General features: G+C 66.9%; 22 protein-coding genes. 14 read left to right on the top strand and 8 right to left on the bottom strand.

All coding sequences use genetic code 11. The features are described 5' to 3' along the window. The first annotated feature begins 2 nt into the window (after positions 1-2). From ACN8HC_RS06195 to ACN8HC_RS06175, 5 genes are all read left to right on the top strand, one after another. On the top strand, positions 3-1,586 hold the full coding sequence (locus ACN8HC_RS06195) for a peptidoglycan DD-metalloendopeptidase family protein (RefSeq protein WP_188835768.1): 1,584 nt from the start codon (positions 3-5) through the stop codon (positions 1,584-1,586). 152 nt (positions 1,587-1,738) lie between these two features. Further along, entirely contained in the window at positions 1,739-2,197 is a 459-nt protein-coding gene (locus tag ACN8HC_RS06190) for a hypothetical protein (protein ID WP_188835769.1), read from the top strand. Then, the gene (locus tag ACN8HC_RS06185) at positions 2,194-3,657 is read left to right on the top strand and encodes a type IV secretory system conjugative DNA transfer family protein (RefSeq protein ID WP_188835770.1); all 1,464 of its coding nucleotides are present in this window, start codon (positions 2,194-2,196) and stop codon (positions 3,655-3,657) included. Before ACN8HC_RS06190 ends, ACN8HC_RS06185 begins: the two co-directional genes overlap by 4 nt. A 38-nt stretch (positions 3,658-3,695) precedes the next feature. Beyond that, positions 3,696-4,313, top strand: a complete 618-nt coding sequence (locus ACN8HC_RS06180; protein ID WP_490074000.1) for a hypothetical protein — start codon at positions 3,696-3,698, stop codon at positions 4,311-4,313. Between the two features lie 92 nt (positions 4,314-4,405). After that, complete coding sequence (locus ACN8HC_RS06175; protein WP_188835772.1) at positions 4,406-4,705, top strand: hypothetical protein; 300 nt, start codon at positions 4,406-4,408, stop codon at positions 4,703-4,705. A 603-nt stretch (positions 4,706-5,308) separates the two neighbouring features. Here the strand turns inward: ACN8HC_RS06175 and mobF are convergent. Both mobF and ACN8HC_RS06165 read right to left on the bottom strand, forming a co-directional pair. Beyond that, on the bottom strand, positions 5,309-11,173 hold the full coding sequence (mobF, locus tag ACN8HC_RS06170) for a MobF family relaxase (protein ID WP_188835773.1): 5,865 nt from the start codon (positions 11,171-11,173) through the stop codon (positions 5,309-5,311). Continuing rightward, a complete protein-coding gene (locus ACN8HC_RS06165) occupies positions 11,170-11,538 on the bottom strand; it encodes a hypothetical protein (RefSeq protein WP_188835774.1) in 369 nt (122 codons plus the stop codon). Before ACN8HC_RS06165 ends, mobF begins: the two co-directional genes overlap by 4 nt. 261 nt (positions 11,539-11,799) lie before the next feature. Here ACN8HC_RS06165 and ACN8HC_RS06160 point away from each other — a divergent pair, with 261 nt between their 5' ends. From ACN8HC_RS06160 to ACN8HC_RS06150, 3 genes are all read left to right on the top strand, one after another. Beyond that, entirely contained in the window at positions 11,800-12,162 is a 363-nt protein-coding gene (locus ACN8HC_RS06160; protein ID WP_188835775.1) for a hypothetical protein, read from the top strand. A gap of 14 nt (positions 12,163-12,176) precedes the next feature. After that, positions 12,177-12,299: a hypothetical protein gene (locus tag ACN8HC_RS06155; protein ID WP_268235918.1), complete on the top strand. Its 123-nt coding sequence runs from the start codon at positions 12,177-12,179 to the stop codon at positions 12,297-12,299. A 123-nt stretch (positions 12,300-12,422) separates the two neighbouring features. Further along, positions 12,423-12,683, top strand: a complete 261-nt coding sequence (locus ACN8HC_RS06150) for a hypothetical protein (protein WP_229749466.1) — start codon at positions 12,423-12,425, stop codon at positions 12,681-12,683. A gap of 68 nt (positions 12,684-12,751) precedes the next feature. Here the strand turns inward: ACN8HC_RS06150 and ACN8HC_RS06145 are convergent, their stop codons facing one another. From ACN8HC_RS06145 to ACN8HC_RS06135, 3 genes are all read right to left on the bottom strand, one after another. Beyond that, positions 12,752-12,997: a hypothetical protein gene (locus ACN8HC_RS06145; protein ID WP_188835776.1), complete on the bottom strand. Its 246-nt coding sequence runs from the start codon at positions 12,995-12,997 to the stop codon at positions 12,752-12,754. Further along, complete coding sequence (locus ACN8HC_RS06140) at positions 12,994-13,314, bottom strand: LPD29 domain-containing protein (protein ID WP_188835777.1); 321 nt, start codon at positions 13,312-13,314, stop codon at positions 12,994-12,996. Before ACN8HC_RS06140 ends, ACN8HC_RS06145 begins: the two co-directional genes overlap by 4 nt. Positions 13,315-13,402: 88 nt before the next feature. Next, positions 13,403-14,932: a ParB/RepB/Spo0J family partition protein gene (locus ACN8HC_RS06135; protein ID WP_188835778.1), complete on the bottom strand. Its 1,530-nt coding sequence runs from the start codon at positions 14,930-14,932 to the stop codon at positions 13,403-13,405. A 247-nt stretch (positions 14,933-15,179) separates the two neighbouring features. Between ACN8HC_RS06135 and ACN8HC_RS06130 the strand changes: the two genes are divergently transcribed. The 5 genes from ACN8HC_RS06130 (at position 15,180) to ACN8HC_RS06110 (ending at position 19,421) form a co-directional block, all read left to right on the top strand. After that, a complete protein-coding gene (locus tag ACN8HC_RS06130; RefSeq protein WP_490073999.1) occupies positions 15,180-15,605 on the top strand; it encodes a hypothetical protein in 426 nt (141 codons plus the stop codon). Between the two features lie 256 nt (positions 15,606-15,861). Then, entirely contained in the window at positions 15,862-17,484 is a 1,623-nt protein-coding gene (locus ACN8HC_RS06125; RefSeq protein WP_188835780.1) for a hypothetical protein, read from the top strand. Positions 17,485-17,495: 11 nt separating this feature from the next. Then, on the top strand, positions 17,496-17,831 hold the full coding sequence (locus ACN8HC_RS06120) for a hypothetical protein (RefSeq protein ID WP_188835781.1): 336 nt from the start codon (positions 17,496-17,498) through the stop codon (positions 17,829-17,831). 508 nt (positions 17,832-18,339) lie between these two features. Next, positions 18,340-18,765: a class F sortase gene (locus ACN8HC_RS06115; protein WP_490073998.1), complete on the top strand. Its 426-nt coding sequence runs from the start codon at positions 18,340-18,342 to the stop codon at positions 18,763-18,765. Beyond that, the gene (locus ACN8HC_RS06110; protein ID WP_188835783.1) at positions 18,762-19,421 is read left to right on the top strand and encodes a hypothetical protein; all 660 of its coding nucleotides are present in this window, start codon (positions 18,762-18,764) and stop codon (positions 19,419-19,421) included. Before ACN8HC_RS06115 ends, ACN8HC_RS06110 begins: the two co-directional genes overlap by 4 nt. A gap of 15 nt (positions 19,422-19,436) precedes the next feature. Here ACN8HC_RS06110 and ACN8HC_RS06105 read toward each other — a convergent pair whose 3' ends face one another. Together ACN8HC_RS06105 and ACN8HC_RS06100 are read right to left on the bottom strand one after the other, a co-directional pair. Continuing rightward, on the bottom strand, positions 19,437-20,111 hold the full coding sequence (locus ACN8HC_RS06105; protein ID WP_188835784.1) for an abortive infection family protein: 675 nt from the start codon (positions 20,109-20,111) through the stop codon (positions 19,437-19,439). A gap of 494 nt (positions 20,112-20,605) precedes the next feature. Next, complete coding sequence (locus tag ACN8HC_RS06100; RefSeq protein ID WP_490073997.1) at positions 20,606-21,274, bottom strand: hypothetical protein; 669 nt, start codon at positions 21,272-21,274, stop codon at positions 20,606-20,608. 577 nt (positions 21,275-21,851) lie between these two features. Between ACN8HC_RS06100 and ACN8HC_RS06095 the strand changes: the two genes are divergently transcribed. Further along, positions 21,852-25,325, top strand: a complete 3,474-nt coding sequence (locus tag ACN8HC_RS06095; RefSeq protein WP_490073996.1) for an HNH endonuclease — start codon at positions 21,852-21,854, stop codon at positions 25,323-25,325. A gap of 106 nt (positions 25,326-25,431) precedes the next feature. Here ACN8HC_RS06095 and ACN8HC_RS06090 read toward each other — a convergent pair. Continuing rightward, positions 25,432-25,734: transposase (locus ACN8HC_RS06090; RefSeq protein WP_490073995.1), on the bottom strand; the 303-nt coding region annotated here is incomplete at its 5' end.

Genomic DNA, 25,734 nt, shown 5'->3' with positions numbered 1-25,734 from the left:
CGATGAACAAATACCTGACGGGTGCCATACCGGTCGCGTTCATCGCGGCCGTCCCGCTGGTGGCGGCACTTATTGTGGCTCCCGTCACTTCACCGGCGGCCGGTGAAGAGCTGGCGATCACCCAATGCGACCAGGGAGGCGCACAGGTTCAGCCCACCGGCGCCTGGCGCGTCCCGACGTCGCAACGGTATGTGATCACCTCCGGCTTCGGCCCGCGGCCCTCACCCGGCGGCATCGGATCCACCTACCACGAAGGCGTCGACATCGCGATGCTGCCCGCCCCCGGGTCGGTACTGGCCGCGGCCGCCGGAAAGGTCAAGGTCGCCGGGCCGTATGGCGGCCTGGGGAACGCGGTGGTGCTCGACAACGGAGGCGGCATCAGCACCACCTACGGGCACATGGCCAAGCTCGACCCGGCGATGCACGTCGGTGCCACGGTGACGATCGGCCAACGCCTGGGCCTGGAAGGTTCGACCGGGAACAGCACCGGCAATCATCTGCACTTCGGGGTTGCGGTCAACAACAAGTACATCAACCCGATCCCCTTCATGCAGCAACACAAGGCACCGCTCAACGGGCAGGCGGTCGCGCCCAGCCCACCCCGTCACACCGGGCCGCCAGCGCCGCCGACGCCTCCTGGCGGCGAAGGTGGCATCGGGTTCCCGCTACCGCTGCCGGGCAAGGACCGGCGGCAGTCCCTTACCAACCCGCCGATCGTCATACCCAGCGCCATCAAGGGTTTCTACGTCAAAGCGGCGAACCGCTACCGACTGCCCTGGACCCTGCTGGCCGGCGTCGGCATGGAGGAGACAGCCCACGGGATGGATCTCGGTGTCAGCAGCGCAGGCGCCCGGGGGTTGATGCAGTTCATGCCGGCGACATGGTCGGTATACGGAGTCGATGGCGACGGCGATGGTATCGCCGACATCAACGACAACGCCGACAGCATCATGACGGCCGCGAAGTACCTGACCAAGCTTGGCGTCACCAGCGGCCCGGCGGGCGTCAAGAAGGCGATCTTCGGATACAACCACGCGGACTGGTATGTCAACGACGTCCTGTACTACGCCCATGCGTACGGCGGCGGCACGGTGCTGGGCGACCCCACCGATTGCGGAAGCGGCGGCGACGGCAACCCCGACCTTCCTCCGATCAGCGACAAGCGGATCAAGAAGGTCCTCGGCTGGGCCAAGGACCACCTCGGCGACGGCTACGTCATGGGAGCCAACGGCCCGAACACGTGGGATTGCTCCTCGTTCGCGATGGCGGCATACGCACAGGTCGATATCACCATGCCACGGACAGCCGGTGCGCAACGCGACTGGCTCGCCGCCGGCAACGGGTTCAAAGTGCCGGCAGACAAGGCCAAGCCCGGCGATCTCATCTTCTTCGACAGCTACCTCGGCCCGAACAAGATCGGCCACGTCGAGATGGTCTTCAACCCGGCCGACCACCAGGCCATCGGCGCGCAGAACCCGAAAGACGGGGTCACCGTGAGCGACTACGGATACGACATCACTCATAAGCACATCTTCGAAATTTGGCGCGTAGGACAGGTGTCGGATCACCCCAGCAAGACCAGCTGACCACTACCACCCCCGACTGAGGCCGGCCGACCGATGCGACGACGACGACGGCGGTGCCGGTGGCGCCATCGCGGACCGATCCGCAGATCGGCCAGTGAGCGCCAGCCCGGCCCTTCGAACCTTCGGGGGAGTAGGAGCAAAGGAGAGGCGGAATGCAGCGAAGCAGACGGACGGACCCCTATCCATGGACCTGGGAGCGGCCGGTCGGGGTGATGGTGGCCTACTTCCTGGGGATCTTGTATGGGTTCCACACGGGCCGGGCACTGGCGAACTGTGTCGCCGGCGCGGGATGGTCCTTCACCCCCGACGCGAACCTGTTCACCGCCATCCCCGGCGTGGTGCATGGCAACGCCGCGGCCGGCATCAGCGGCCTGCATCACCCCGCCAGCTCTCTGCTGCTGTGGTCATGCATCGTGCTGGTCGAACTGCTGGTTGTGGTGGCCTTGTCGGTCGCGCTCAAGATGGCGTTCGACCGCTGGGGACCGAACCGCGTGCAAGGTATGGCGAGCCGGGATGAGGCCGAAGACCTCCTCGGCCGCACCCGGCTGCGGAAAGTGTCCGGCGTCGTACGACCTGACTTGTACGGCAAGAAGGGAAGGGTACGCGGATGAGGAAGCTGGTCATGGATCCGCACGACGTGGGATGGCGCCTGGGCAAGGCGGTCGAGCCAAGAGGCGGGGAGTTGTGGATCCCGTGGGACCGCACAGCCGGGGTGATCGGCCCACAGGGCAGCGGCAAGACGCTCGACCTGCTCATTCCTGCGCTGCTGGGGGCGCCCGGCGCGGCGCTGGTGACGTTGACGAAAGTCGACGACCTGCTCCTGAGCTTCAGCGACCGCCAGGCCGGTGGCAAGCCATGCCTGGTGCTCGACCCGTTCGGGCTCGCGCCCGGCCTACCCGAGCTGGTGGTCGACATCATCGACGGATGCGTCGACCCCATGGTTGCTGAACGGCGCGCCAAAGCGTTCACCGCCGGGTCGGTGAAGGGGTCGATGACGCAGGGCCACGGCGACGACGCGGCACGGTTCTACGCCGCGGAGGCCGCGAAGGTGTTGCAGGCCTACTACCACGCGGCCGCGTTGACCGGCCGATCCCTCGAGCACGTGCTGGAATGGGTGGCGCAGCCGTTGCGGACCAACGAGCCTACCGAGATCTTGAGGGAGCATCCGCAGGCGGCCCCGTTCTGGCACGGGCTGCTGCACGGCGCCTTGCATGGCGACGATCGGACGGCCGGAAACACCATCACCACGGTGCAGCAGACGATGTCGCTGTTCTTCCAGGCGGACATCCGTCGGCGCTGCGTGCCCAGTAAGGGACGCCCAGCCACCGACATCGCGGAGGTGGTCCGGCAGGGCGGAACCATTTACCTGCTGGGTCGCGAGGACCCGTACGCGTCCGCGTCACCACTGATGACGGCCGTAGCTGAGCACGTCCTGGACACTGCTCTCGCCGCCGCCAACCGGTCCCGGTGGGGCAGGCTGTGCCCGCCGTTCCTTGCCTGCCTGGATGAACTGCCGTCCACAGCCCCGCTGCCGACGCTGCGGACCCGTATGGCGAACGAGCGGGCGTTGGGTATCAGCATCATCTACGCCACCCAGACGTGGCGGCAGTTGGCGGCGATCTTCGGGGAGCAGGAAGCGCGCGCCTTGCTGGGACTGACGAACAACCTCATGGTCTTCGGGGGGTCCAAGGACGCCGCATTCAACCAGGAGATCTCCGACCTGCTCGGGGTCACCCGCGTCGCCCGCACCAGCTATCAAAGCGGTCAGATGGGCGGACGCACCGTGTCCGGTGAGGACATCCCGATCCTGCGAGGCGAGGAGATCCGGCAACTGAAAGAGCGTCGGGCGCTGGTCATCGCCGAGAACGGCAAACCGATGATCGCCAAACTGCACCGGTGCATCGACGGCAAGGCCGGCGCTCAGCTGCTGGCCCGCAAGGACAAGCTGCGGCTAGTGATGGATCAGCAACGGGAGATGGTGGTGACGCCCGAGGCGCAGGCGACGCGCGCCCTGGTGGAAGCCCGTCGACGCGGGCTGACCATCGACGACGAAGACGAGCGGAGTGCGTGATGACCGGCACAGACGAGGCACGAAGTGAACCATTACCGATGACACGACGGTTCCCCATGGTGGGTCCGCAGCTGCAGCTGGCATACCGGGAGCTGACGATCGCCGACAAGGGCGATGACGAACAGGTGGAGGCCCTCGGCGACATCTCGGCGCTGCCCCGACCGTGGGATCCGGCGAGCTGCATGCGCCCCGACCTACGCGAGGAGCTGTGGGTGTGGCTGGAGGAAGTCGTCGACTGGTTGAACCACGAATACATCTGGGACGAGCACGGATTCATCCCGCAGTGCTGGCCGAAGCACCCGCACCTGGTGCACGAGATCGCCGTCGTGGCCGATCAGCGGCGCCGGGCGGGCATCGCCCTTACTTCCGATGCACTGGAGGACTGGCACCGGTACTGCCTGCCAGCGTTCGTCGACCGGATGAAGATCCGGTGCAAGGACCACTGCGGGGAGGGCCACCGGCAGTGGCCGGCCCGGGGCGCGTATACCCGCTACCTCAGCGACGCGGCCGGTGATGGGCGGCGCGTGGCATTCGCCGAGGACATCGAGCACGCGGCAACAACCGGCGCCGGCCGGCGCCGGCCTATGCCAACCATGCCGCCACCCCATCTGGCGTCGGTGAATCTCGACACCGGCGAGGTTCTCGACGACGAGTGACCCGAGTCCCACGGCTCTGCGACCACCACCGGGGCGCCGGGCCGGATGTCTGTACCGGGATGGGTGTCAGGGCCGGAGGAGATAATCCCCGTGTGAATCCGACTGCCGTCACCCTGACCTATGCACCCGCGGCCGAGACCGGCAATGCGGTCGTCGGACACGCTGACATGGAGCACCTCGTCGCGGTTGCGGAATCGATCAGGAACATCTTCGACACCGGACCGCTGTATGAGGACGTCCGGATCGTCGGCGATACGGCGCGGTTCACAGTGCGTGTCACCCGATGGCCGGAGTACGGCGCGACCAATTTGGCGCGAGGGCTCGTCGGTCGAGCGGTGAGTGAGGCGGGCGTATCCGGCCGGCTCATCGAGGTCGCCTGCACCCAGAGGTGACGCCGAACGGTCAAGTCAGGGCCAGCCCGACGAGTAGCTCGGCGACCAGCCACGGCCCGAACGCGACCCTGGCCCCGCAGCCCGCGTCAGGCACAGGAGTCGGCCGGCCAGGAACCACCACCACACCGTGCCAGGCCATGGAACCCGGCGACGAGACCGACAACGCCGGCGAGTTTGACATCGCAGCGCGAAATAGATTGCGAATCCGGCGAATTCGCACGCTAAGGCCCGTACAAGGACTGGTGGATCGGTGGCGGCCAGAGCAACTATTGCAAAGAAGGCGAACCCGGCGACCGGCAGCAGCACCCCTGTCGGGAAGCCTTCGAACGTCGATGTCGACCGCCACCAGCCACAGTCCCGCCGCCACCAGTAGTGTCGCCACGAGCACGCTAACCGGCGGCACCCACCACGTTGCCCGAGCGCGGCGGCCGATCCGCCTCTGAGGGTCGGCGGTAGTGCAGGGAGGCCAGCTTGCGGCGGGTCAGCACGCCGAGCGACGCAGCGGCGACGGTGTAGGCGGTGTGACGGTGGCGTCGGGCACGAGATCGACGCTACCCACCGATGGGTAATCCTGTCCGGACCATCCACAGCCCTCACATCAGCTCATCGACGGGGGGCGCCGCGGCCGCGGTCGAGTGGCGTGGCGGGCTGGCGTCGCTGCTGCTCGGCGCCGGAAAGGTTCCCGGTGTCGGCGACGACCGGTGATCCCTGCGGCTGCAATAGGTTGAGCTTGGCGACCAGGCGGTAGCGCAGGTCCTGGGCGGGCAACTCGCCGAGCGGCTGTGCACCAACGAGTTCCCGCACCGCGGCCGCGACATCGTGGCCCTGGGCGGTGGCCTCGTCGAGCATCATCGCCAGCGCCTTCCAATCGCCCTGTTCGACCAGGCGGGGGTCCACGCTGTCGGCGAACTCTGCCCACCGGATCTGCGCGTCCTTGGACCTGGTCTGGATGCGCTTCTTGGTGTCTTGCGCCTGGTCCCTGCCGTCCTGGGCAGCCTTGCGGGGGTCGTCGGTGAATGCTCGAGCGGCAGAGAGGACCTCTTGCTGGGCGCGGCGGGTGCTGACCTTGAGCCGGTTGCTCAGCTGTTCGATGCCCGACTCCCAGAACTGAGCCGGCCGGGCAGCGATGATCTTCGCGGCGGCGGACAGTGCCTTGGCGGCAGGCAGGTTAGCCAGACGCTCCTGCAGCATTGTTTCGGCCAACGGGACGCGGTCGAACAGGACTCCGTGCAGTCGCTCGGGGCCGAATGCTCCGGCGAGTTCGGCAGGGTCGAACCCTGCTGGGAACAAGGCTTGTTCGGAATCCATCCCGTGCTGGGCGAGGAGCCAGAAGTCACGCTCGGCGGCAACCTGGCCGCCGGCGTCGGCGTCCGTGGCGACGACTGGGTTGCGGCCGAGGCGTGCCAACTGGTCGGCTTGTTCTTCGGTCAGGGAAGTGCCCAACGGTGCGACGCCCACGCAGTCGTCCGTCGAGACGGTGACGGCGACCGCGTCCATGGGCCCTTCAACCAGGACGGGCGTGGCCCCAGCGGCGAGACGGCACGTGCCGGCGACATACAACTGCTCGCCCTTGACGAATAGGGCCGTTTCGGCCGTGTTCAGGTACTTCGGTCCAGCCTTGTCCTCGTCGGTCAGATCTGGGTGCCGGCGCCCGACGAAACCGAGGACGACGTCATGTCCCCCGAACGGGACGGGCTGGAAGTCCCTCCATCCGTCGCGCCGGTGGATGATTGGCATCATCAAGCGGTTGACGAAACGGTCACGTAGTCGACCCTGCTGGTTGTAGATGGCGACGTTCGCGGCGACCATCTCCTGGTCGGTCACGCCTTGGCCGCGCAGGTGCGTGATGAGGGTGTCCCAACCGGGCGGTGCGAATCCGGGCCGGAGCTCGAGGTCGCCGACCAGGTTGACGCCGAACCTGTCCCGCAGGTGTTGTGCAGCCCACGAGTCGGGCAACGACTTCTCATAGAACTGCAGGGTGAGCTCGTTGATCTGCGCGATGCGATCGGGAGTGACCTGGCTTTCCAGGATGCGGTTGGCCCGCTCGGATGCCTGCTCGAGTTGACGCTCGGACGGCTCAAGAGGACTCATGGCGTCGCGACGGAGCGCGGCAAACGTCAAACCCTTGGCGGGTTCTGCATCGGGGGCGGGACCCCCCGAGTCGCGTTCGATCGGTCCGGTGTCGCCCAGGTCGAGGTCCCACGGCATGTCGTCGTCGCCGGGCGGCGGCGCGTCGACGACATACTCCGGCACCGGGTCGGCGCTTTCGGTGGTCTGTCCATCGGCGACGGGCTGCTCGCCCGTCCAGGCATCTTCGGGGGGCTGCTCGTAGTCGCGCTCGTCGTAGTGGTCCTCGTCGGGGATGGGGTCCATGGCCACCTGCACCCGCCACAGCAGCGCCTGGCAACAGTCGACGTCGACGTCGTGCAGTTGGTCGGGTACTCCGGACAGCAGCGCCTCCACCGTCCAGCCGCGTTGGATGGCGTGGTCGACCGCGGCGACAAGGGCCGGCCAGGAGGTGCTCGCGCGCACTTGCGCTGCTCGATCGGGGCCGAGCAGATCGGGCAATTTGTCCGACCAGTCCGTTGTCAGCGACTCGTCGACACCAGTGGTGGCGGCAGCCCCGAGATGTGCCGAGATGCGCCACCACAGGGCCGCGGCCGCGTGGTCGTCGGGCAGCACGCCTTCCTCGGCGGCGCGGTGTAGCACCGCCCGGGCGGGGACGCCCGCGCGGGACATGGAGGCCAGGTGTTCGGCCAGTACGGGTGCGTAGCTGTCGCGCATCACCTGCGGTGCGATCTGGCGCAGCAATGGCGCCCACTCATCGGTGGCGGGGGAGCGGCCACCGAGCGCACGTTGGTGCAATCCGGATTGCCATCGGGCGACAGCCTTTTGGAGTTGCTGCGGACCGGTGGGACGACAGGCGTCCGGGTCGACGTGCATGGCGGCGCGCCATACCGCAACCTCTGCCACGACCGCGTCGTTCGGGCGGGCGGCGCCGGCGGGTACCCAGCTGGGTGCCGTGGGATCGTGCGCGGCCGCCTCGCCGACGACGGCTGCGCGATCGCGGACCAGCTGGTCACGGGCAGTCAGATAGGGACCCCACTCTTTGTGCGTGACCAGGGCGTTCGGGACCGCCGGAATCCAGGGCAGCGGGCCTTGCCCGGCGTCACGCAGCCCGGACGGGTCCAGGCGCCAGTCCAGCACGGCGGCCACATCGTCGGCGGTCGTGAGCTCGCGGCGGGCGGCGGCAGCCTGAAGGGTGTCGATCGGGTCCTTGCCCGATGCGCCGATCAGGATCAGGTGTGCGCGCAGCGCCGGCCAGGCCGGCTCGTTGGTCACTCCGGGAACGGCTCGTTCGGCGCCTGCCTCCAGCGCGGAGACGGCGGGCTCACCGAGCAGGTCCTCGGCCGCGAAGTAGAGCGCGTCCTGGTATCGGGAGGCGGCGGCACCCAGTAGCTCGGCCGGGTCCGCGGCGTCGCGCAGCATCGTGGTCGCCGAGCGTGCGGAGCCGTCGTTGGCGACCATCGCCTCGAGTTCGTCGGTGGCCGTGGGCGGCAACACCAGGTCTGGGTGCACCACCGAGTGCGGGTCGCCGTCGGATGCGACCTGCAGGTACAGGTGGTTGGCGCGGCGGGCGCGCGATAGTGCGGTGTACAGCTCCTGGCGGGTCTCCTCTCCAGAGAACAGCCCGTGGCAGGTGTCCGAGGTGGCACCCTGGGCGGCGTTGGTGGTGGTGGCGTAGCCCAGCTCGACGGATGCGGCCACGTAGTCAGCCGGCACTGTCACGTGCAGGTTGGCGTCGAGCCGGCGCAGCTTCAGGCTGCCGGTGCGGGTGATCTTCTCCAGCGTCCACCGGTCGCCGTTCTTGACCCAGTCGCTGGCGCTGACCCGCAGGTCGCGACGATTGGACCGTGTGATCAGCACGTCGCCGATGCTGGCGTCGTTGCCGTCGGCCAGGTGGACGGTGCGTGCCCGGGCTCGTGGATTCGTGCCGTTCTCGTCGGCCAGCCGGTGGGCGCGGGCTCGCTGGTTGAGTTGGCTGACCAGGTCGCGGGTGGGGGCGAGCATGATCGCGTCTAGGCCGGCCGCGCGGTCGGTGGCCCAGGCCTGGAAGACAGCTTCGGTCATGGTGGCCATGTCGCCGACGTGGACCCGTCCGTGGTCCAGGTAATACCCCAGGCCCTCGGGTTTGCCGGCACGCAGGGCGAGGCTGGCTGCGCCCTCGTCGACGTTGACCGTGCCGTCGGCGTTGACAAAACGGTGCAGTTCGCTGAGCTGGAGGGCGCCGTGGCTGGCTTGGATGTCGCGCAGCACGCCACCGGCGCCGATCGCAGACAGCTGCTGGTCGTCGCCGATGAGCCGGACGCTGCCGCCTTTGCCGAGGATGTAGCTGACGGCGCGGTCGAGGGAGAGGGTGTCGGCGGTGCCTGCTTCGTCGATGACCACGAGCGTGGTGTTGTCGATGTGCTTGACCCAGTCGGGCAGGATCCCCTTCTGCAGGGAGTCGGTCAGTTTCGCCAGCGTGTCGGTCTGCACACCGATCTCGCCGTGCAGGATCTTCGCGGCACCGGCCCGCGGGGCCAGTCCGACGACGGTGCCTCCACCGTTGGTCCAGGCGGTGGTGAGGGCCTTCATCGCGGTGGTCTTGCCGCTGCCGGCGGGGGCGATCGCCAACTGAACTCGACGGCCGGACATTGCCATTTCGCGCACGAGCGTCACTTGCCCAGCGTTCAGGTCCGGGCCGTTGGCGGACTGCTCGAGCAGGGCAAGGCCGACGTCGTTGGCCGCGACCCGCATGCCGTCGACGCGGCCGGCTGCACTGACGAGGCGCTCTTCGGCGTTGAGGACATCGCGCGAGGTGAACATCGTCGAACCCGCCACGTCGTACACGCTGGAGCCGTCTCGCCGACACAACTTGGCGGGTTCGGTGAGGTCGTCGACCGGGCGGGCAAGGCCGATCGACCGCTCCGTGAGGACCGTCGCGACCAGGGCGTCGACGGTCGGCTCGATCAGTTCACCGGGCAGGTTGGCGGCGCGCACCTGGCGCTGCGCCTCGGCGCGTACATGCCATGTCTGCCAGTGGGCACGGCGATTCTGAAGGTTGTCGATGATCCGATCGGCGGTGGTCGCCACCCATGCCGGGGTGATCTGTTCGGCCTCCTTGGCTGAAGGCGAAAGCGTGGTCCGGATCATCTGGGTCAGCTTCTTCTCGCCGCCGAGGACCGCGATGGCGTCCGCCCGCCAGGCTCGTCGCTGCTCGCCGATGCTGCGCGGCTCATGTTTGGCTTCACGTGTTTCAAGGGTTGCCTGCTGCGCCAGCTGCAAGGCTTCGACCGGCGACGGGGGCCGGTTGTGGGTGCGTTGGAACTGGGAGGCCAACTCGTTGCGGCGTACGTCGATGCGGGCTCGGCGGGTGGACCACGCATTGTTGAGCTGTGCGTCGACGCCGACGATCTCGCGGATGGGTCGCTTGCGGGTGTCGGTGCCCGCTCGCTCCTCGAATTGGACGCCGAGGCGTTGCCGTAGGTACTTCTCCAGTGCGGTGTTGTACGTCTCGGAGATGCTGACCATTGCCTTGAACAGCACCCGGCCATCGATGCTGAGCCAGCGGCCGTCGTCGGTCTGGACCTTGTTGGCGATGGCGATGTGGCTGTGCAGGTCTGGGTCGCCGGCGCGGCTGTCGCGGTGCGTGAACGCTGTGGCCACCATCCCTTGCACGTCGACCTGGCGGACGCCGTTGGTGCCGGTGCGGCTGTACAAGGCGTGCGTCTCCAGGAAACGCAGTGCGTCGGTGACCGCGTCGTGGTGGGCTTGTTCGATGGCTGCGGCGACGGGGGTATCGGCCACGGCCCACAGCGTCGACACGGACTTCACGGGGGAGAAGGTGACGTCATACCCGGCGACGGCGCGGGTCTGCGGGCGGGAATGCTTGGCGACAGTAGCAGCCAGTTCGCGGGCATCTTGGGGCTGGCGGCCATGCTCGCGCTGGAAGAACTCGCGGGCAACTTCGGTGCGGATGGTCGCGCGCTGCTGCGGGGTCAGCGGCGCATCCCGCTTGAGCCCCTCCCGCTCGTTGAGGTCGCCCATCCGCTCGGCGACTTCTTTGCGGAAGTCGCTGATGTCGTTGTCGTAGACCTTGAATGGCGACCCCAGCCGGGTGATCGCCTCATAGTCCTGCTTCTTCAAGTCGGGGCCGGCGAGGGTCGCCTTCCGTTGCGCGGCCAGCGGGTGATGCCCGGAGCCGAAGAGCGCCTGCATCTGTTCGGCCGTCACCGTGTCGCCGGCGGACAGCCCATCGATCCCGCTCATGCCGGAGCCGACCCACTTACCCGGCGTCTCGCCCCGCTCGGTGTAGTAGCTCGCCAGACCCGTGTAGCCCTTCTCGGTGCTGTCCATCGCAGCGACTTGCCGGGTCAGGTAGTCATACCCGGACCCGGCAGTCAGCTTGTGGACACTGGCGGTCATGCCGTGACGAGCTCCCGCAGTCGCTGGCCGACCGCAGCTGCGTAGACCTCGCGAACGGCGGCCGCGCTGACGAATGCCCGGCGTCCCGCGTCACACCGGCCGTGCACGCGGGCAGGGTGAATGGCGATCAGAACGTGGACGTGCAGCGGCTGGCGGGATGGGCGATCGGGCGAGCATCCGCAAGGTATCCGGTCGTAGGCGGGTATGCCGACTGCGTCGAGGGCGTCGTTGGCCGCCATGCGGTGGGCATCGAGGACCTGGGACCGCACGGACTGGTCGACCTGCGACCACAGGACGCTGACGATCGGATCGGCGAAAAAGGTGACATTGACCCCTCGCGGGTCCTGTTGGGATCGAAGAATCACGTTTGCCATGTCCGCCGCAAGTCGGGGGCGACGGCTTGGCGCTCAGTCGTTGAAAAATCAAGAACCGGGAATGCAAGAGGTGTGTGGGACTTGAGATCGGGGGAGAAGGAGGGGGAACGGGCGTGGTCGGCGTGATCGGGTGACGGTGGACGAGGCGGGTGTGGGGCGGGATTGACAAGGTCGAGGTGAGCGTGGGGGGCGGTGGTGGGGCTTGTGTGCGGTTGAAAGGTGATCGGAATCGAGAGATGAAGGTGGTCGGTGATGAGTGGCGGTCAGTCGGTGCGTCAGCAGGCGCGTCGCGCGGCGATGGCGGCGCAGACGAAACGCAAGAAGGAGGTCGAGGCGCGGGATCGTCGTCGCCGTGACCTGGCGGTCAAGGTGATGATCGGGCTGAAGGAGCGTGACGCCTGCGAGTTGGACGCGGCGCGTGCGCTGCGCAGGTTGGTCGAGGACGAGAAGCTGACGATGAAGGAGGCGATCCAGTGGTGCGGTGGGGAGCTGACCGTCAGCCAGGGGTCGCGGCTGAAGGCGTTGGCGACCGACGCGGCCAGTGTCAGTGCGTCCGGTGACGATGCGGACGGTGATGCCGGGGTTGCACCGGCACGTGACGAGGATGGGTCATGACGTGAGGTGGCGCGATGGCCGGGCGACGGATTGACCCGGCAGGACTGGCGGGCCTGGCAGCGGCGCTGGGTGACGTGGAGGTGGTGCGGCGGTATGCGACGAAGGTCGTGCGGGTGCCCGGGAGTGACTGCCTGTAATGGACGGGTGCGATCAGTGGCCGGGGTCACGGGCGGTTCTGGTACGCGCCCGGTCGGTGCATCGTCGCGCACCGATTCGCGTTCGGCCTACAGCACGGCGTCCAGGAGCTCGAGGACGCCAGGGTGCTGGGGCATCGGTGTGACAACCCGTTGTGCCAGTGGGTCGCACCGGGGCATGTGGTGGTCTCCTCGGCTCAGGAGAACCGGCGCGAGTGGGCACAACGCAAGGAATTGGCCGGGTCGCCGTTGGGCGATCCGCGTGGCGCGCGGCGACGGGCGCGGGCGTTGCGTGACATGGCGCGGCGGGATCCGCGCGAGGTCGCGGCAGAGCTTGATCGGCTGCGACGGTTGTATGGCGAGCAGATGCAGTTGCCGCTGGGCTGAGGACGCACTACGCGGCAGGGTCCGGCGAGTTGCCCGCTCCCTGCCGCGTAGGTGTGCGCGCTGGAGGCTCAGGTGCGCAGGCAGGCGACGATCTCGGCGGTGTTAGCGATTCCGGTGAGGGCTGCGCTGAGGGCGCGGGCGGTGCGCGGGGTGACGGTCAGCTGGTCTCCCTCGATCCGGAGCACGACGTGAGCCGGTGGGGTGTGGCGGTCCACTGCTGCGGTGATGAGCGTGCCGGCGCCGTCGTGAAACATCACGGATTCGCCGAGGACGAGGATGCCGTCGGGGTGCGCGGTGAGGTCGGGTGCGGTCATGAGTTGAGCTCCTTCTCAAGTCGGATCAGGGCGATTCCCTTGCACGTGTAGGGCACGGGTAGGCGTCGCATGGTGTCGTCGGGCTCATCGCTGGCTATCTCGCTGAGGAAGGGCTCAACGGTTGCTCTGACGGCGGTGGTGGACGGCCCGGCGACCCATTGCAGGCTCATGTAGCCGTAGCCGGTGCCACGATCACAGACCAGGTGGAACCTGGTGTGCGGGTGTGCAGCGCGCAGGGCGCGCCTGATCAGCTTGGCCGTTTCGACCGGGGTCAGTGATCGGGGCGGCCTGGGCGGCAAGGTGAACGGTTGGTCCATGGGTGGGTACCTCAGGTACCTCCTTCGGAAGTGCCGAGGCGGCGCGGCGTTGCGCTCCGCGCCACCTCGGCGTGATCCTTGGTCGTTGTCAGGCGGCGGGGGTGCCGGATGCTGTCGGGGCGGCGGTCTTACGTGCGGGCCTGGCCCGCTTCTTGGCGGTGGGCTTGTCGAGGCCGGCGGCGCGCTTCTCGACGGCGGCCAACTCGTAGCCGTTCGCCGCCAAGAACGCCAGGTATCGGGCAGGCCCGGATTGGACGCTGCGCCAGGTGTGCTCGCTCATCTGCGCCTCGTATGCCGCGCAGCAATGTCCGACTGCGATCATCAGCGCGCGGCCGTCGGTGATGTTCTCCTCCAACTTGGCGCGGTCGCTGCGCATGCGCGTCTTGCCCCCGTGCATGAGTTCGTCCACCTTGCCGGGTGTGCGGTAGTCGGTCAGCGCACTGGCGTGATCGGCGAGGGTGGCGGCGACGAACACTGCACTGCCCTTCGGTGCCGTCTTGCGCGCGAGGAACTTGCTCACCCACGCGGCGCGGACGGTCTGCGCCGACTTCCACGCTTTGTTCGACTCGATGACATCCCGGCGTTGCGCGCGGGCCGCTTCACGCTCCTTGTCGGTCATGTCCGCGAGCTTCTTCTTGTCGCTCGCGCTGCTGCTGCTGCCGAAGCGGTCGGCATGACCGTTGGCCTTCGCGGCGGTGCAGACATAGGTTGCGCTCGTCACGTACGCGCCGCGCTCGTCACCGTCGTCGGTGTCCCCGCTGGACGCGCCCCACTGCCAGCCGTACTCGACGTAGGCGGCGTGCCCAGGGCAGTCACGGTGCGCCTCAGCGGTGAGCTGCTTGCCTTTGCCGTCAGCGAGCCGGGTGAGTCGCTGGATCGTCTTGTCGTCCCACGCTGGGGGCTCGATCACAGTCACGCCTTCGGCCCTTAGCTGCTCGGCCAGGGCGGCGATGGCCGCCCGTTCGGTGCGCTTGTCACGTTGGCGCTGCAATTCGTGCTCGAAACCGGTGCCTTCTTCGGCGGCAACGGTCAGGGCTTTGAGCGCGTCCTTGTCCTGCTCGAACTCCGCCAACCCTGCGGCCTGCTCCAAGGTGAGGAAGTCCCAGCGTGCCGCCGCCTTGGTGGCCAGCTCGGAGTCGGCGACCTTGAGACCGGCGTCAATCTCGGGGCGCTTGTAGCCGGTCTTCTTGGCGATCTGCGCCGGGGACAGGCCGAACCCGGCGAGCTGCTCGAACCCCTTGGCGCGATCAGCGGCAGTCATGTCCGTGCGGTGATAGTTGGCCGACATCTGGTCGATGATCCGGTCTGCGTCCTCGCGTCGGTGGGCCGCGTAAGCGGGGATCGTCGGCGTCTTGGCCTCGATCGCGGCCAGGGTTCGCAGTTGTCCGTCGACCACGACGTACTCGCCGTCTTCGTCGAAGTAGCCGACCACTGGAACGATGACGCCACGCTCTCGGATGCTGGCAACGAAGTCCTTGGTGAGTTTGACGTCCGCGCGCACATTCGCGCCGATCTTCACCATGTGCGGGTCGATGTCGACGGTCGTGGGAGTGGTTGCCGACGCCCCCGCCGGGCGAGCGGCAGCAGCAGCTTCTTCGGTGGTGGTTTTGGTGCTCATGCGAACCTCCGTAAAGTAGAAAAAGTGGATACCTGTATCCTCGTCGGATCGGCGCTGCTGCGGGTCGTCGGTTTGGGCACTGTGGATATCCGCGCCCGGGTGAGCAGCCTGTGCACGGGATCGTCGGCGCGCCCGGTCGATGTCGCTGGCGGCGACGACGTACCGTCAAGGCAGCACACGCCCACCCGGCGATGCACCAGGAGGGTGTTAGGCGAAAGGGAGGGGTTTGGCCGAGGACCTAGAGCTCGTGCCCACGACCGTGTACTGGGATCGCCCCACCTGGGATCGGGCCCGGGCGGCGTACATGGCCGACCTGGACACGCTGGAGTCGTCGCCGACGGCGTTCTTGTGGTGGCTGCACCGCTGCCTGGGGGTGTACTCCGACCTTTCGCCCGCATCGAGAGACCAGATTCGTCGGCGGCACCCGGACCCCGCTCGGGGGACGGGGCAGGGCTTCAGCCGGATGCACACACTGCGCACGGATCTGCTTGACCGGATCGACGGTGCGATCGTGCGTGATCGCCGCGACTTGGGGCAGATGGTGAGCGTGTCCCAGTTCTGCCGTGAAGCAGCCAGAGCCGCTGCTGACGCGGCCGAGCAACGTTTGGGACGTGACCTTCCGCCGGCGCCGGGGCGGCTGCTGAACAACCCGCGCCGCAAGCGGCGCGACTGAGTGCTCGAGCCAGGCGGTTCGGCTTGCGCCGGCGCCGGCAAGGCCACCAAGCTCAAAGGGCAGGACCGGGCGGTCGAGCGACACCACACCCCTGGTGGTGCGCGACTCGTCTTCCCCTGGACGGACGCGACGCCCCCGCCCGGTCCTGCCCGCACGTCTCCGCAAATACGGCGGCCGCCAGTGAGCGTGTGGCCGCCGGAGCTCCCTTCGGGCAGTCAGGGACCGACCCACGGACCCGGATATCCAGGAGGGCGCGTTGAAGACATCTACTTGGGCTCGACTACTGACCGCGGCCGGCCTCGCCACCGTCGTGTGCGCCGGCCCGACGGCCGCAGCTCGTGCCGACACCGGAGGGTCTGGCAGCCAGCACGTTGGCGCGTTGCGCGGTCCGAGTGCTGCACAGGCCCGCATGCTCGCGCCGGCGACACCCGCCTACTTCGGTTACAAGACCCAGACCGTTCGCTCGCCCAAGGGCGGATCCCACAGCATCTGGTTCGGGCGGATGAACTACGGAGGCATGCTCGTGCTGTGCATCGACGGGGAGCTGCTAGCGCCGTCGTCGTCCCCCTCCAAACCGATCAGCCGCGCCTCCCAAGTGCGGCTGGCGGGGCTGCTGTCGCGCTACCTGAACAGCACCGACCGGGTCACCATCGGGGCACTGTCCTACATCTCCCGCCAATTGCTCGATCCTGGATGGTCGTTCGACCAGAAGGCATTTGCGACGCTCAGGCCCGGCGACCAGGCGGCGATCAAGGCCCGCGTGCGGCAACTCAACGCCGAGGCCACGGCATTCTCCGGTTCCTACAAGCCGGTCGTCACCAACACGTTGGGCACCCCGGACGCATCCGGGGCCGTCCGCTCCGGAACAGCCTCGCTGGGCCTGGCCGCCGCCGGCGGCGCACTCGTTCCCGGGGTGACGTTCAAGGCACGCATCACCGGCAACGCACAGTTCACCCTCGGCCTGAAGCACGTGGGTTCAGCAGCCGCGCGCACCGGGGTCAACCAGACCGTCTTCGGCCAGACCAAGTCGGCCGCCAACGTGCTGCCGTGGGTTGGCACCCCGCAGGCAAAGAACGGAGATCCCGTCACCATCAGCGGGGCCTTCACCGGAGTGCCGGCGTCCGCCTACTACGAATACGACTCACCGCACGCCGGCGAGCAGCGCGTGATCGGAGCAGCACCTACCGGGACGGCGGCCGGGACATCCCCCACCGTGAAGCTCAAGGTCACCACGCCGAAGGCCTCCACCGTGGTGTCCACCCAGGAATGGACCGCCGGAGCGAAGATCGTCGACGTCCTCACCACCGAAGGCCTCAACGCGTCCACCGTCGACGTCACCGCCCGGGCTCTCATTGCACCGAAACCGGCCGACCTGGGATCCTGCGCGCAGTTCGGGGCGAGCCAGTGGGCGGCCGCGGTCAAGGACGGCACGTCCAAGGTGGTCGCGACGGCGAAGGTGACAGGGCAGCCTGCCAACGCCGACATCAAGGTGTCCCTCTCCCTCAGCAAGGACATACCGGCCGGCGCATGGTGTGGGTCGATCGACGAGAAGGTGTTCGCGAACGGCGTTCACGTCATGCCGATGAGCAACGGACAAGCGCCGTCGGCCGAGACGCCCCTTATCGCCACCGAGCTCGGCGACCCGCACGAGTGGGGCTCGATGGCGGTCTCCGCTAAGCCGACCCCCACAGCGACCCCGACTCCGAGCTCCAGCTCGACCCCGGCACCCACGACCAGCAGCACCCAGCCGGTCATTCCGACCGACCAGGCGACGCGCGGCGTGAACGGCGTCGGCATGGCCGCGGGCGCCAGCTTCGGCGTGTTCGCGTTGCTGACGGGCGGCGCACTGGCTCGCACGCTCCGTCGCCGCAACCGGTGAGGACGACCACCGTGAGCAACCAGGTGCCCTGCGTCGAGCCATCGGCGGACAGAAGGATGCGACGCGCATTCGTCGCCCTGGAGATTGTGCTCGGCGCGCTCGTGGTGGCGACAGCGGTGACCGCATGGTCATGGTGGCTCGTCCTGTGGAGCCCCGCGCTGGCCGGCCTGGGGCTGATCGGTCACTTACTCATCGTCGACGGCTGCACTCTCGACCGCCACGGCTCACCTGTCACCGGGCGAGACGCCGATCGCTATTCGCGGTACCGGATGAAGTTGACTCCCGAACAGCGCGACGCCCTCGATGACCTCATCGAACAGCATCGCTTCAACGAGCGGGAATCCTGAGGCCACTCGCTCAGCTGGGAATCTCTGCCGAGGCACACGAAACACACGGGCTCCGCCTGATCTGGGCCGAAGTCGAAAGGGTCGTCGAGCGATGAAAGAGAGCAAGCCCCTACGCTCACCGTTGGCACTGGTAGCCGCCGGCATGATGACCATGGCCGTGGCCGCAGCCGGGCTGATGTTGACCAGCCGGGCGGGACCACCTGCTCTCGCGGCACCGGTGGCGTCGTCATTCCAAACCGCCGACAGCCAGCCCGCGCCAACCATCGGGCGGTCGAGTTCGGCCGCCAGCCGCTCCTTGAGCCCCCAGGGCACGGCAACCAGCACGAGCAGTGCGAACGCACCCCGGCGGCATTCGTCCGGGCAGACACCGGCCGCCGGGAAACCGTCCACCACGCAGGCCGCCGCCAGCGCGGCAACCTCGTCGACAGCGCCGCAGCAACGGAGCTCGCCGAGCAAGGGGTCGCCGCCGGCGGCGGCAATGGCCCCGAACCAGGTGTGGATCCCGTCAGTGAGCACAAGGGTCGCCATCGTTGCCGAAGGCCAGTCGGGCGGCCTGGCCGCCATACCCTCCACCCCGGGCCGTGTCGGCTGGATGGACTGGACACCGCCGCTGGGCGCGCCAGCCGGGACGGTCGTCATCGCCGGCCACGTCACCTTCAACAACGTGCCCGGGTCCTTCTATCGGCTGCCGAACATCAAACCCGGCGCCGTCGTCTACACCGCCAACGGTGCCGGCACCGTGCAGGCATGGAGGGTGCAATCGGCCAACATCTACCCCAAGGGAAAGTTGCCCGCCTCGGTCTGGAGTTCCACCGGCCCGCGGCGACTCGCGCTGGTCACCTGCACCGGCAACATCGGCCTGGTCCCGAAGCAAGGGGGCTACGCGCACCTGGACAACCTGGTCGTGCTGGCCGCGCCGGTCGCCACCCGATGAACCCGGACGGCGCCGGTGAACACTGGCTCACCCTCTACCACCACACCAGTGAGGAGGCGGCCCGCGCGATCCTGACCTCGTGGCGGATGGAGTCGTCCGCGCCAGTCGACATGCCCTACGCGTTCTTCTCCACACGCCGGCACGGGATCGCCGCCGGCGACAACGGGTACGGGACGACCGCGGTGGAGGTGCGCGTCCCGGTAGAGCTCGCTCACGAGGACGCGGTCTACCTCTCTGGCGAGCGATTCATGAAGGTGCGCCTCGATCAGCTGCGGCCGCAGTTCTTCATCCGGACCCACCTTCCCGAACCTGGGCCACCGGCGCCGACCACCGAGGAGAAGGTCAGGTCCACTCTCGCCTCGATCGGCCAGGCTGTGACGGCCGCGGCCGCCGACGCCACGCAACTTCGGCCGACGCTGCGACGGCTGAGCCGACTGCCCAGCCAGGGATCCGAGGTGGTCGTCGCAGTAGCCGCAGCGCTGCAGTGCGCCCCGGACGTCGCCAGCATCCAGCACGCCGTGCGGGAGCTCGCCGGCCGGCAGCACGGTACTGGTGCAGCCGCCGCGGCACGAGAGGCCACCGGCAGCCGGTGCGCAAGTCGGCGCCGGCCGGCGACCCCGGGCGATGTACCCACCCTCGCGCCCCCCCGCAGATAACGGCGGCGCGCGGCCTCACCGCGGCTCGCCGAACAAGAACGAGTGGTCTGCGGTCGCCGATCGGCGAAGTTGATACTCGCTGTCTCGTCCGCCGGCCAAGGGATCGCTGCGGGTCATGCAGATCGGGCCACGGCGCCGGCGGCACAGCCCGAGCGACTCCTGCGCGGCGCTGACAAGCGCCGGCACCTTCGCGGCGCGGGTATAGGTCTGCCCGCGCGCGGTGAGGACACACTTGGCAGTCGACTCGATCAAGGCTTTTGCCGTGCTCACCGCAAGCCGGGGGTCGGTATCGACACTGTCGCTCAGCCGCCGTAGATGATCATGGATTGCCTGCGGATCGGGGAGGGCATTGAGCGCGTGCTCGGTTATTCCGGCTCCGGTGGCGAACCGGATCCGCACGGAACCGGTGGTCTTGTCGACGTCGAAGCCGTCCTCGAACAGAATCTGGACCCACTTGTCCTGCAGGCTCTCGTCAGTGGCGGCCCACCCCGATCCAGCGTCACGCATGATCTGCTGCAGAACGTTACCGAGCGATGCGGTCAACTTCATCGCGTCCGCCGGGTCGTCCAAGTTGAGAGTCACTCGATAGCGACGCAGCCGCTCGCGTCGCTGGCTTTCGTTGGTTTCGCTCGGCTGCGGCGGACCGAACCGCACGCCGCGATCGTCGAACGGTGCGTCGATCTGCCGCAACGGGGTGTTGGTCAGCTCCGTGGCGAGGAGCCGCAACAATCGCGGAGTAAGACCGTCATGGGCAGAGAACTAGGGCGATTGTGATCTTCAGGTGGTGCGTTATCGACCGACCCCGACCGGCGGCCGGAACCGGTCGTGGTCGCTGAGGACAGTGCTGCCGCCGGCCCACCGTCTGCCACACGTCGGGCACTCAATCCACCAGTCGTCTCCGGTCATGGGGATCATCCGACCGACGTTCTCACCACTGGAAGAGCACCACGGCTTCATGTCTTCTTCCTTCTGCACGATCACGGTCTCGATGTACGGGACGTCCATGGCCCAAGGGTAAGAGCGACGTATGACAGCGACCGGTCGACGACCGGGTCCTCTGGAGTTCACAGACCATGAAGGCGCGTCCGTAGCATCGCGATCCGCGGTGTGGTCGCTGGCCCTGATCTCACGGGGCGCCTCGCGTCAAGTGGGCTCCCCGAGTCGGCCGGGCGAAAAGACGGTGCTCATTGTCGGGCTGGAAAAGTCACCCACGACCAGGTCTGGTCGCGGAAGACGAGATATCGGTGCCAGAAATTCGACCACACCCACAGGCCATCAAGCGCCTCGAATCCCTGAGGCGACGTAACGGGAGCCTCAAAGTCATCGGTGAAGAAGCGCGCAGGTAGGACGTCGTCAGTCGGCACGAGAAACAGGTGCTTCTCGCGACCAGGCGGGACTTGGATGAGCTTGTCAAAATGGGCGTCCAAGGGGGCTGCTTGAGCCCGGTTTCCACCAACCGGGAGAAGTCGTGCGGTGCGGCCTCGACGAACTCGGCGTGGGTACTTGGGGTAGAGATTCACTCCGGTCCCGGAGGCCGCACGGCAAAGACTCCCCACGCCCTCGGCGAGATACACGGCGATATCCGGCTCGGCCTGCACGACCGCGGACGGCAGGTCCGCAGGGTCATCCACTGACCACTCGTCGCAGAGCTCAACCGCCTTCAGCACGGCACGGCGGGTGTGCTTGTAGGGGAAGCTGACCTCGGCCGGGCGGAAGTCCCACGACGTCGCTGCCGGCCAACGCCAGCTTTCGCGCATGGCCATCCCCTGCCAGACGATCGACTCCGGCTCTGTGACCCGTGTTATCTCGAGTGCCTCGGTGCGGCCGTCGGGCCATTCGAGGAGGAAGTCCACAGCGGATTGCCTACCGTCCGTGTCGTATGGAACGATCATGGCTCCCGTCGCGGAGCCGACCAAGTGTGCTGCGATCCCTTCGGCCCTCGTGGACATTCCGGTCATGGACGTAACCGTAGGTCGGAGCTATTCGTGGTGTGCGCATCGGGAGAAAGCCAACAGCGCCGAAGGCGAACAGCGGGACGGTCAGGACCTGTAGCCCGTCCGCGCAACTGGTCCGGCGGTCACCAGGGAGTCCTAGCAGGCTCGGTCAGCAAGCTGCTTGACCGAGTCGGGAACCCTTAAGCCGGTCTTCTTGCTGGCAGCGACGTAGAACTTGGCTGCCGCGATCCGTTGGCCTTTTGCTTGGAGACCCACCTGCTGCTGCCGGTGCTGGGCTGCCTGAGCTGAGTCATCGTCGATCCTCCGTCTACTGAGGTTCCGATTGTGGGCCGGAGGCCCGCATGGCACACCTCGGTGGTGCGACTCAGGTGTGACAGCCGCATGCATCGTTCCCGTCTGGCTTGTCAGGCGTCGAGACTGTCCGCGCGCTCTGGAAGAATCTGAAGTCCGCAGTCCACTGAGTCGAAGGTGCCACATGTCGATCACGATGCCGAACGTCAAGGCGTTATGGACTCGTGCACACAACTGCTGTGCCTTCCCTTCGTGTACTCAGTTGCTCACTGAGGACTCCGTGGATGCCACCACGGGCGCCGGCTACGTGACGATCGTTGGGGAACAAGCTCACATTCGGTCGCCCAAGGCCGACGGCCCTCGGCACGATCCTGCGTACGACGAGTCCAAGCTGAACAGCTACGAGAACTTGATATTGCTCTGCCCAACCCATCACACCATGATCGACGCCAACGACGGTGCGGGTCACACGGTTGAGGGGCTCTTGCAGATGCGAGCCAAGCACGAGAAGCAACAGGCACGTCGGGAGGATATTGAAAAAACTTTCCGTGCCTACGTCGGGCAGCAGTACAACAAGGACGACCACGTGCTCTTCGAGCAGGTCGACCTGAGGGGCCCCAGCGTCGACTCGATGTTCGTTGACGTTCCCTTCGCTTGCCGGACGGACGTTGCCATCGCTGAGGTCATGCAAGAGATCGCCGAAGGGCATCCACCGGAACCAGAGGCGTTGGAGTCTTCCGAGGGTCAGGTTGTGACCGGTTCTGCGCAGGCGCTCTTGCACCCTGATTGGGAGGGCAACGCGCTTCTAATAGGCGGGCCGGGGCAGGGCAAGTCCACCCTGCTTCAGTACATCTGCCAGTTCCATCGAGCCCGGCAACTGGGCAAGGCCGAGTACACGGGCGAGGCGCAGTCGCTCGCGAGCCTGTCCGAAGTAGTGCGCTGGCCGATCCGACTTGATCTCCGAGACTACGCCCGTTGGGCGACCCGCCACATCGGCCATGACAAGAAAAAGGCCAAGGCCCACACTGGGTCGCGCAAGGGTCGCAAGACCCCCAAGGAGGCGCCGCAGTGGCCCCTGCTGGAGCAGTACGTCGCCTCCGAGGTTGTGCGCGTCACCGGTCAGGAGTTCAAGGCCACAGACGTCGCTGTACTGATCGCGACGCAGCCAGTAATCGTTGCGCTCGACGGGCTAGACGAGGTTGCCAACCTGAAGCACCGCGAGCAGGTCAGCAACGAAATTGTGGACTTCGAGGGGCGAGTCTCGACCGACTCAGCGGACCTGGTGATCTTGGTAGCAACCCGCCCCGGGGCCACGACCTCTGCCCTTTGGTCGTCTACTGCCTTCCCGCGTTTCAACTTGCGACGTCTCACCCACGGCCTCCGTCTTTTGTACCTGCGCCGTTGGGCATCGGTGGCTTCGTTGACCGACGAAGCAGCAGGAAAACTGGAGCGTACATTCATTGAAAACGAGAATGTGCCCCACGTCCGCGAACTCGCCTCGTATCCAATGCAGCTCGCAATCCTGCTCCATCTGCTGCACCGTCGCGGGTTGCTCCCTCAGCGGCGAACGGAACTGTATAGCGAATATCTGAAGACCTTCTTGGATCGAGAACAAAACGAGGACAAGGAGCCACTACTCGCCACCGAGCGGGAAGTGATCGAGGCGTGCCTCGCCTACCTGGGCTGGTATATCCAGACTCAGACAGAGCAAGGGAAGAGCTCTGGGTCGATCCACCGCTCGGAACTGCAGAAGGTTCTACGGCGGCACTTGGCCGGCAACCAGAACGATCAGAAGCTAGCTGACCAGATCTTCACCGCTTTCACCTCGCGGGTACTCTGCTTGGTCGAGCGAGAGAAGGACCTGTTCCAGTTCGATGTTCAGTCGTTACGCGAGTACTTCGCTGCCGCCTACATCTTCGACGAGGGCAAACGGGACCGTCGCGACGAATACTTCACAGCCATGCTCCGACGTCCGTACTGGTCCAATGTATGCAGGTTCTACGTCGGCAAATACTCGCCAGCCGAAGTGCGAGACATTCGCCATCTGCTCCAAGATCTGAGCAAGGAATCAGATCTGGGCATGCACCCGATGTTGCGCTCAACTGCAACTCAGTTCCTGAACGATCGCGCCTATGAGCGCCAGAAGGACGTTGTGCTTCAGGCGGTCGTGGACTTCGTCCTGGACGGTCCGGGTGTAGTACTCGCCGAAGACGGCCTGTTGGACGTTTCGGCCGGATCGGCACTGTTGCTGTCGACAGGCGCTGGCCGTGGGCAGGTGGTTGACCACGTCAAGCGGAGGCTGGCCGAGGAGGCGGACGAGAACGTGCGGACGGCGCTGCTTACCACCTTGAAGCGGCATGCCGACTCAGACCACGACTTGGCGGACTGGTGGTGGGGCGAGTTCGACCAGACGTGGGAGTGGTTCACCGTTGCGACAGACTTGGGCATCCTCGCCGACCTCACCCGGAAGCGAGAGTCTGACTTAGCCGACCTTCTCGTCACCATCGCGTCGACGTCGACGACACACTGGATAACTGGTCGACTCCTCGCCAGTGGTTACGACGGATCAAGCAGCACCATCTTGAGGTTGGTTCACGACGAGATCAACGCGGGTGTCGTGGAAGTGATACACGGAGCTACCCGATCAACTCCCGCTGGTCAGCTTCTCCTCGGCGCCTCCGTGGCGTTGATGCGCGTGCCAGCACGCAATCAGACCAGCACCCCTCGCAATCGCCGGCGGGGCAATTCCCCGGCCAAGGTGCTTCCTGCGGTCGTGGTCGCGACGGCCAACCTCGCGACTCGCCCGGGGGCAGATGCAGCCCCCTCGGTCTGGCAGGAGCGGTTGATCGAGATTGCTAAGGCATGGGGCGACGGTTGGGTGCTGTTCCAAGCAGTCGCGTGCCTTCCCACCGACTTGGATATCGGCACGTTGAGCACCACGGTTCGGGGACAACAACCCTCGCTATCCGCAAGGCTTACCATCGAAACCGAGGCTCGCGCGAACCGGAGGAACGCCGACTGGTGGCGTACGCGACTCGCCGTGGCGACTACCGATGTCGCCAAGGCAGAGTGGCTGTTCAGCGTGACCACGTGCGCCTACTCGCAGCTAGTCATCGACCTTGCGTCTGAAGTCGACAGCGTTGTGAACACGTTGCCGCCAAAGCATTTCACGGCAATTAGGGAGTCACTGCGGCACTTCCGCAAGCTCGCCCAGAGCCGGCCACTTGTGCTGAACGAGGCACTGCGCCTGAAACAGGTGACGTTCTCGGCACGGAGCCTCTGGTTACTGCGAGTGATGGCCAACGAAGGCGGCGTCGAGCAAATCGACAGGCGCCTGAGCGGAACGTTCGGAGAGCTGGTCGGCTCCGGATTCGGCGATCTACGTGAGCTGGCCCGCGTGCTAGGACGGGATAAGAAAATTCCATTTGCCACCTTCAAGGGACATCGGTCTGGGTTTCCGCCGGGCGGTTGGGCGAGCGACGTCAAGATCGGGGCGATGACGGGCAAACTGCCGGAAGAAGTCCTGAGTGCTCCCGCCGACTGGCCGTCCGACCTCGTGCATCGGGCGGTGGAGCATGTCGAGAATCGAATACTTCGAGCGCAGAGCACCCTCGCAGATGTTGCTAGCGCGAACTCGTGGTTCGAGTCCGACGAGTAGACCCAGTCTCGGAGCGACTCGACCGCGGCACGAGGTGAGTGGTCGTGCCAACCACGAAAGTCACTGAAGTGACCACCGTCGCCGAGCCGCCGCACATCAAAGGGGCTCATCCCAATCGGGGGTGTAGGAGTTGGGGTCTGAAGCCGCCGGTCTCGAGCAGGCTTCGGGCGATGTAGTTGGTCAGGTTGCGGAACCCGAGTGCGGAGCCGCGCAGGTGTTCGAGCCGTCCGTTGAGCGCCTCGGTCGGCCCGTTGCTGGTGCCGGGTCGTTCGAAGTAGGCGAGCATGTCAGCGGCTCGCTTCTTCAGGGTCCGGCCCAGGGTGGTGAGCTCGGTGAGCACCTTGGGGACGCCGGCGCTGAGGTCGGTGATCAGCTTCTCCATGAGCTCGCGGCCACGTTGCCGGTCCTC

This window comes from Flexivirga sp. YIM B11880 (genome assembly GCF_058148645.1).
The sequence above is the reverse complement of the archived record's forward strand: the minus strand, read 5'-3'. Positions and strand labels throughout refer to the sequence as shown.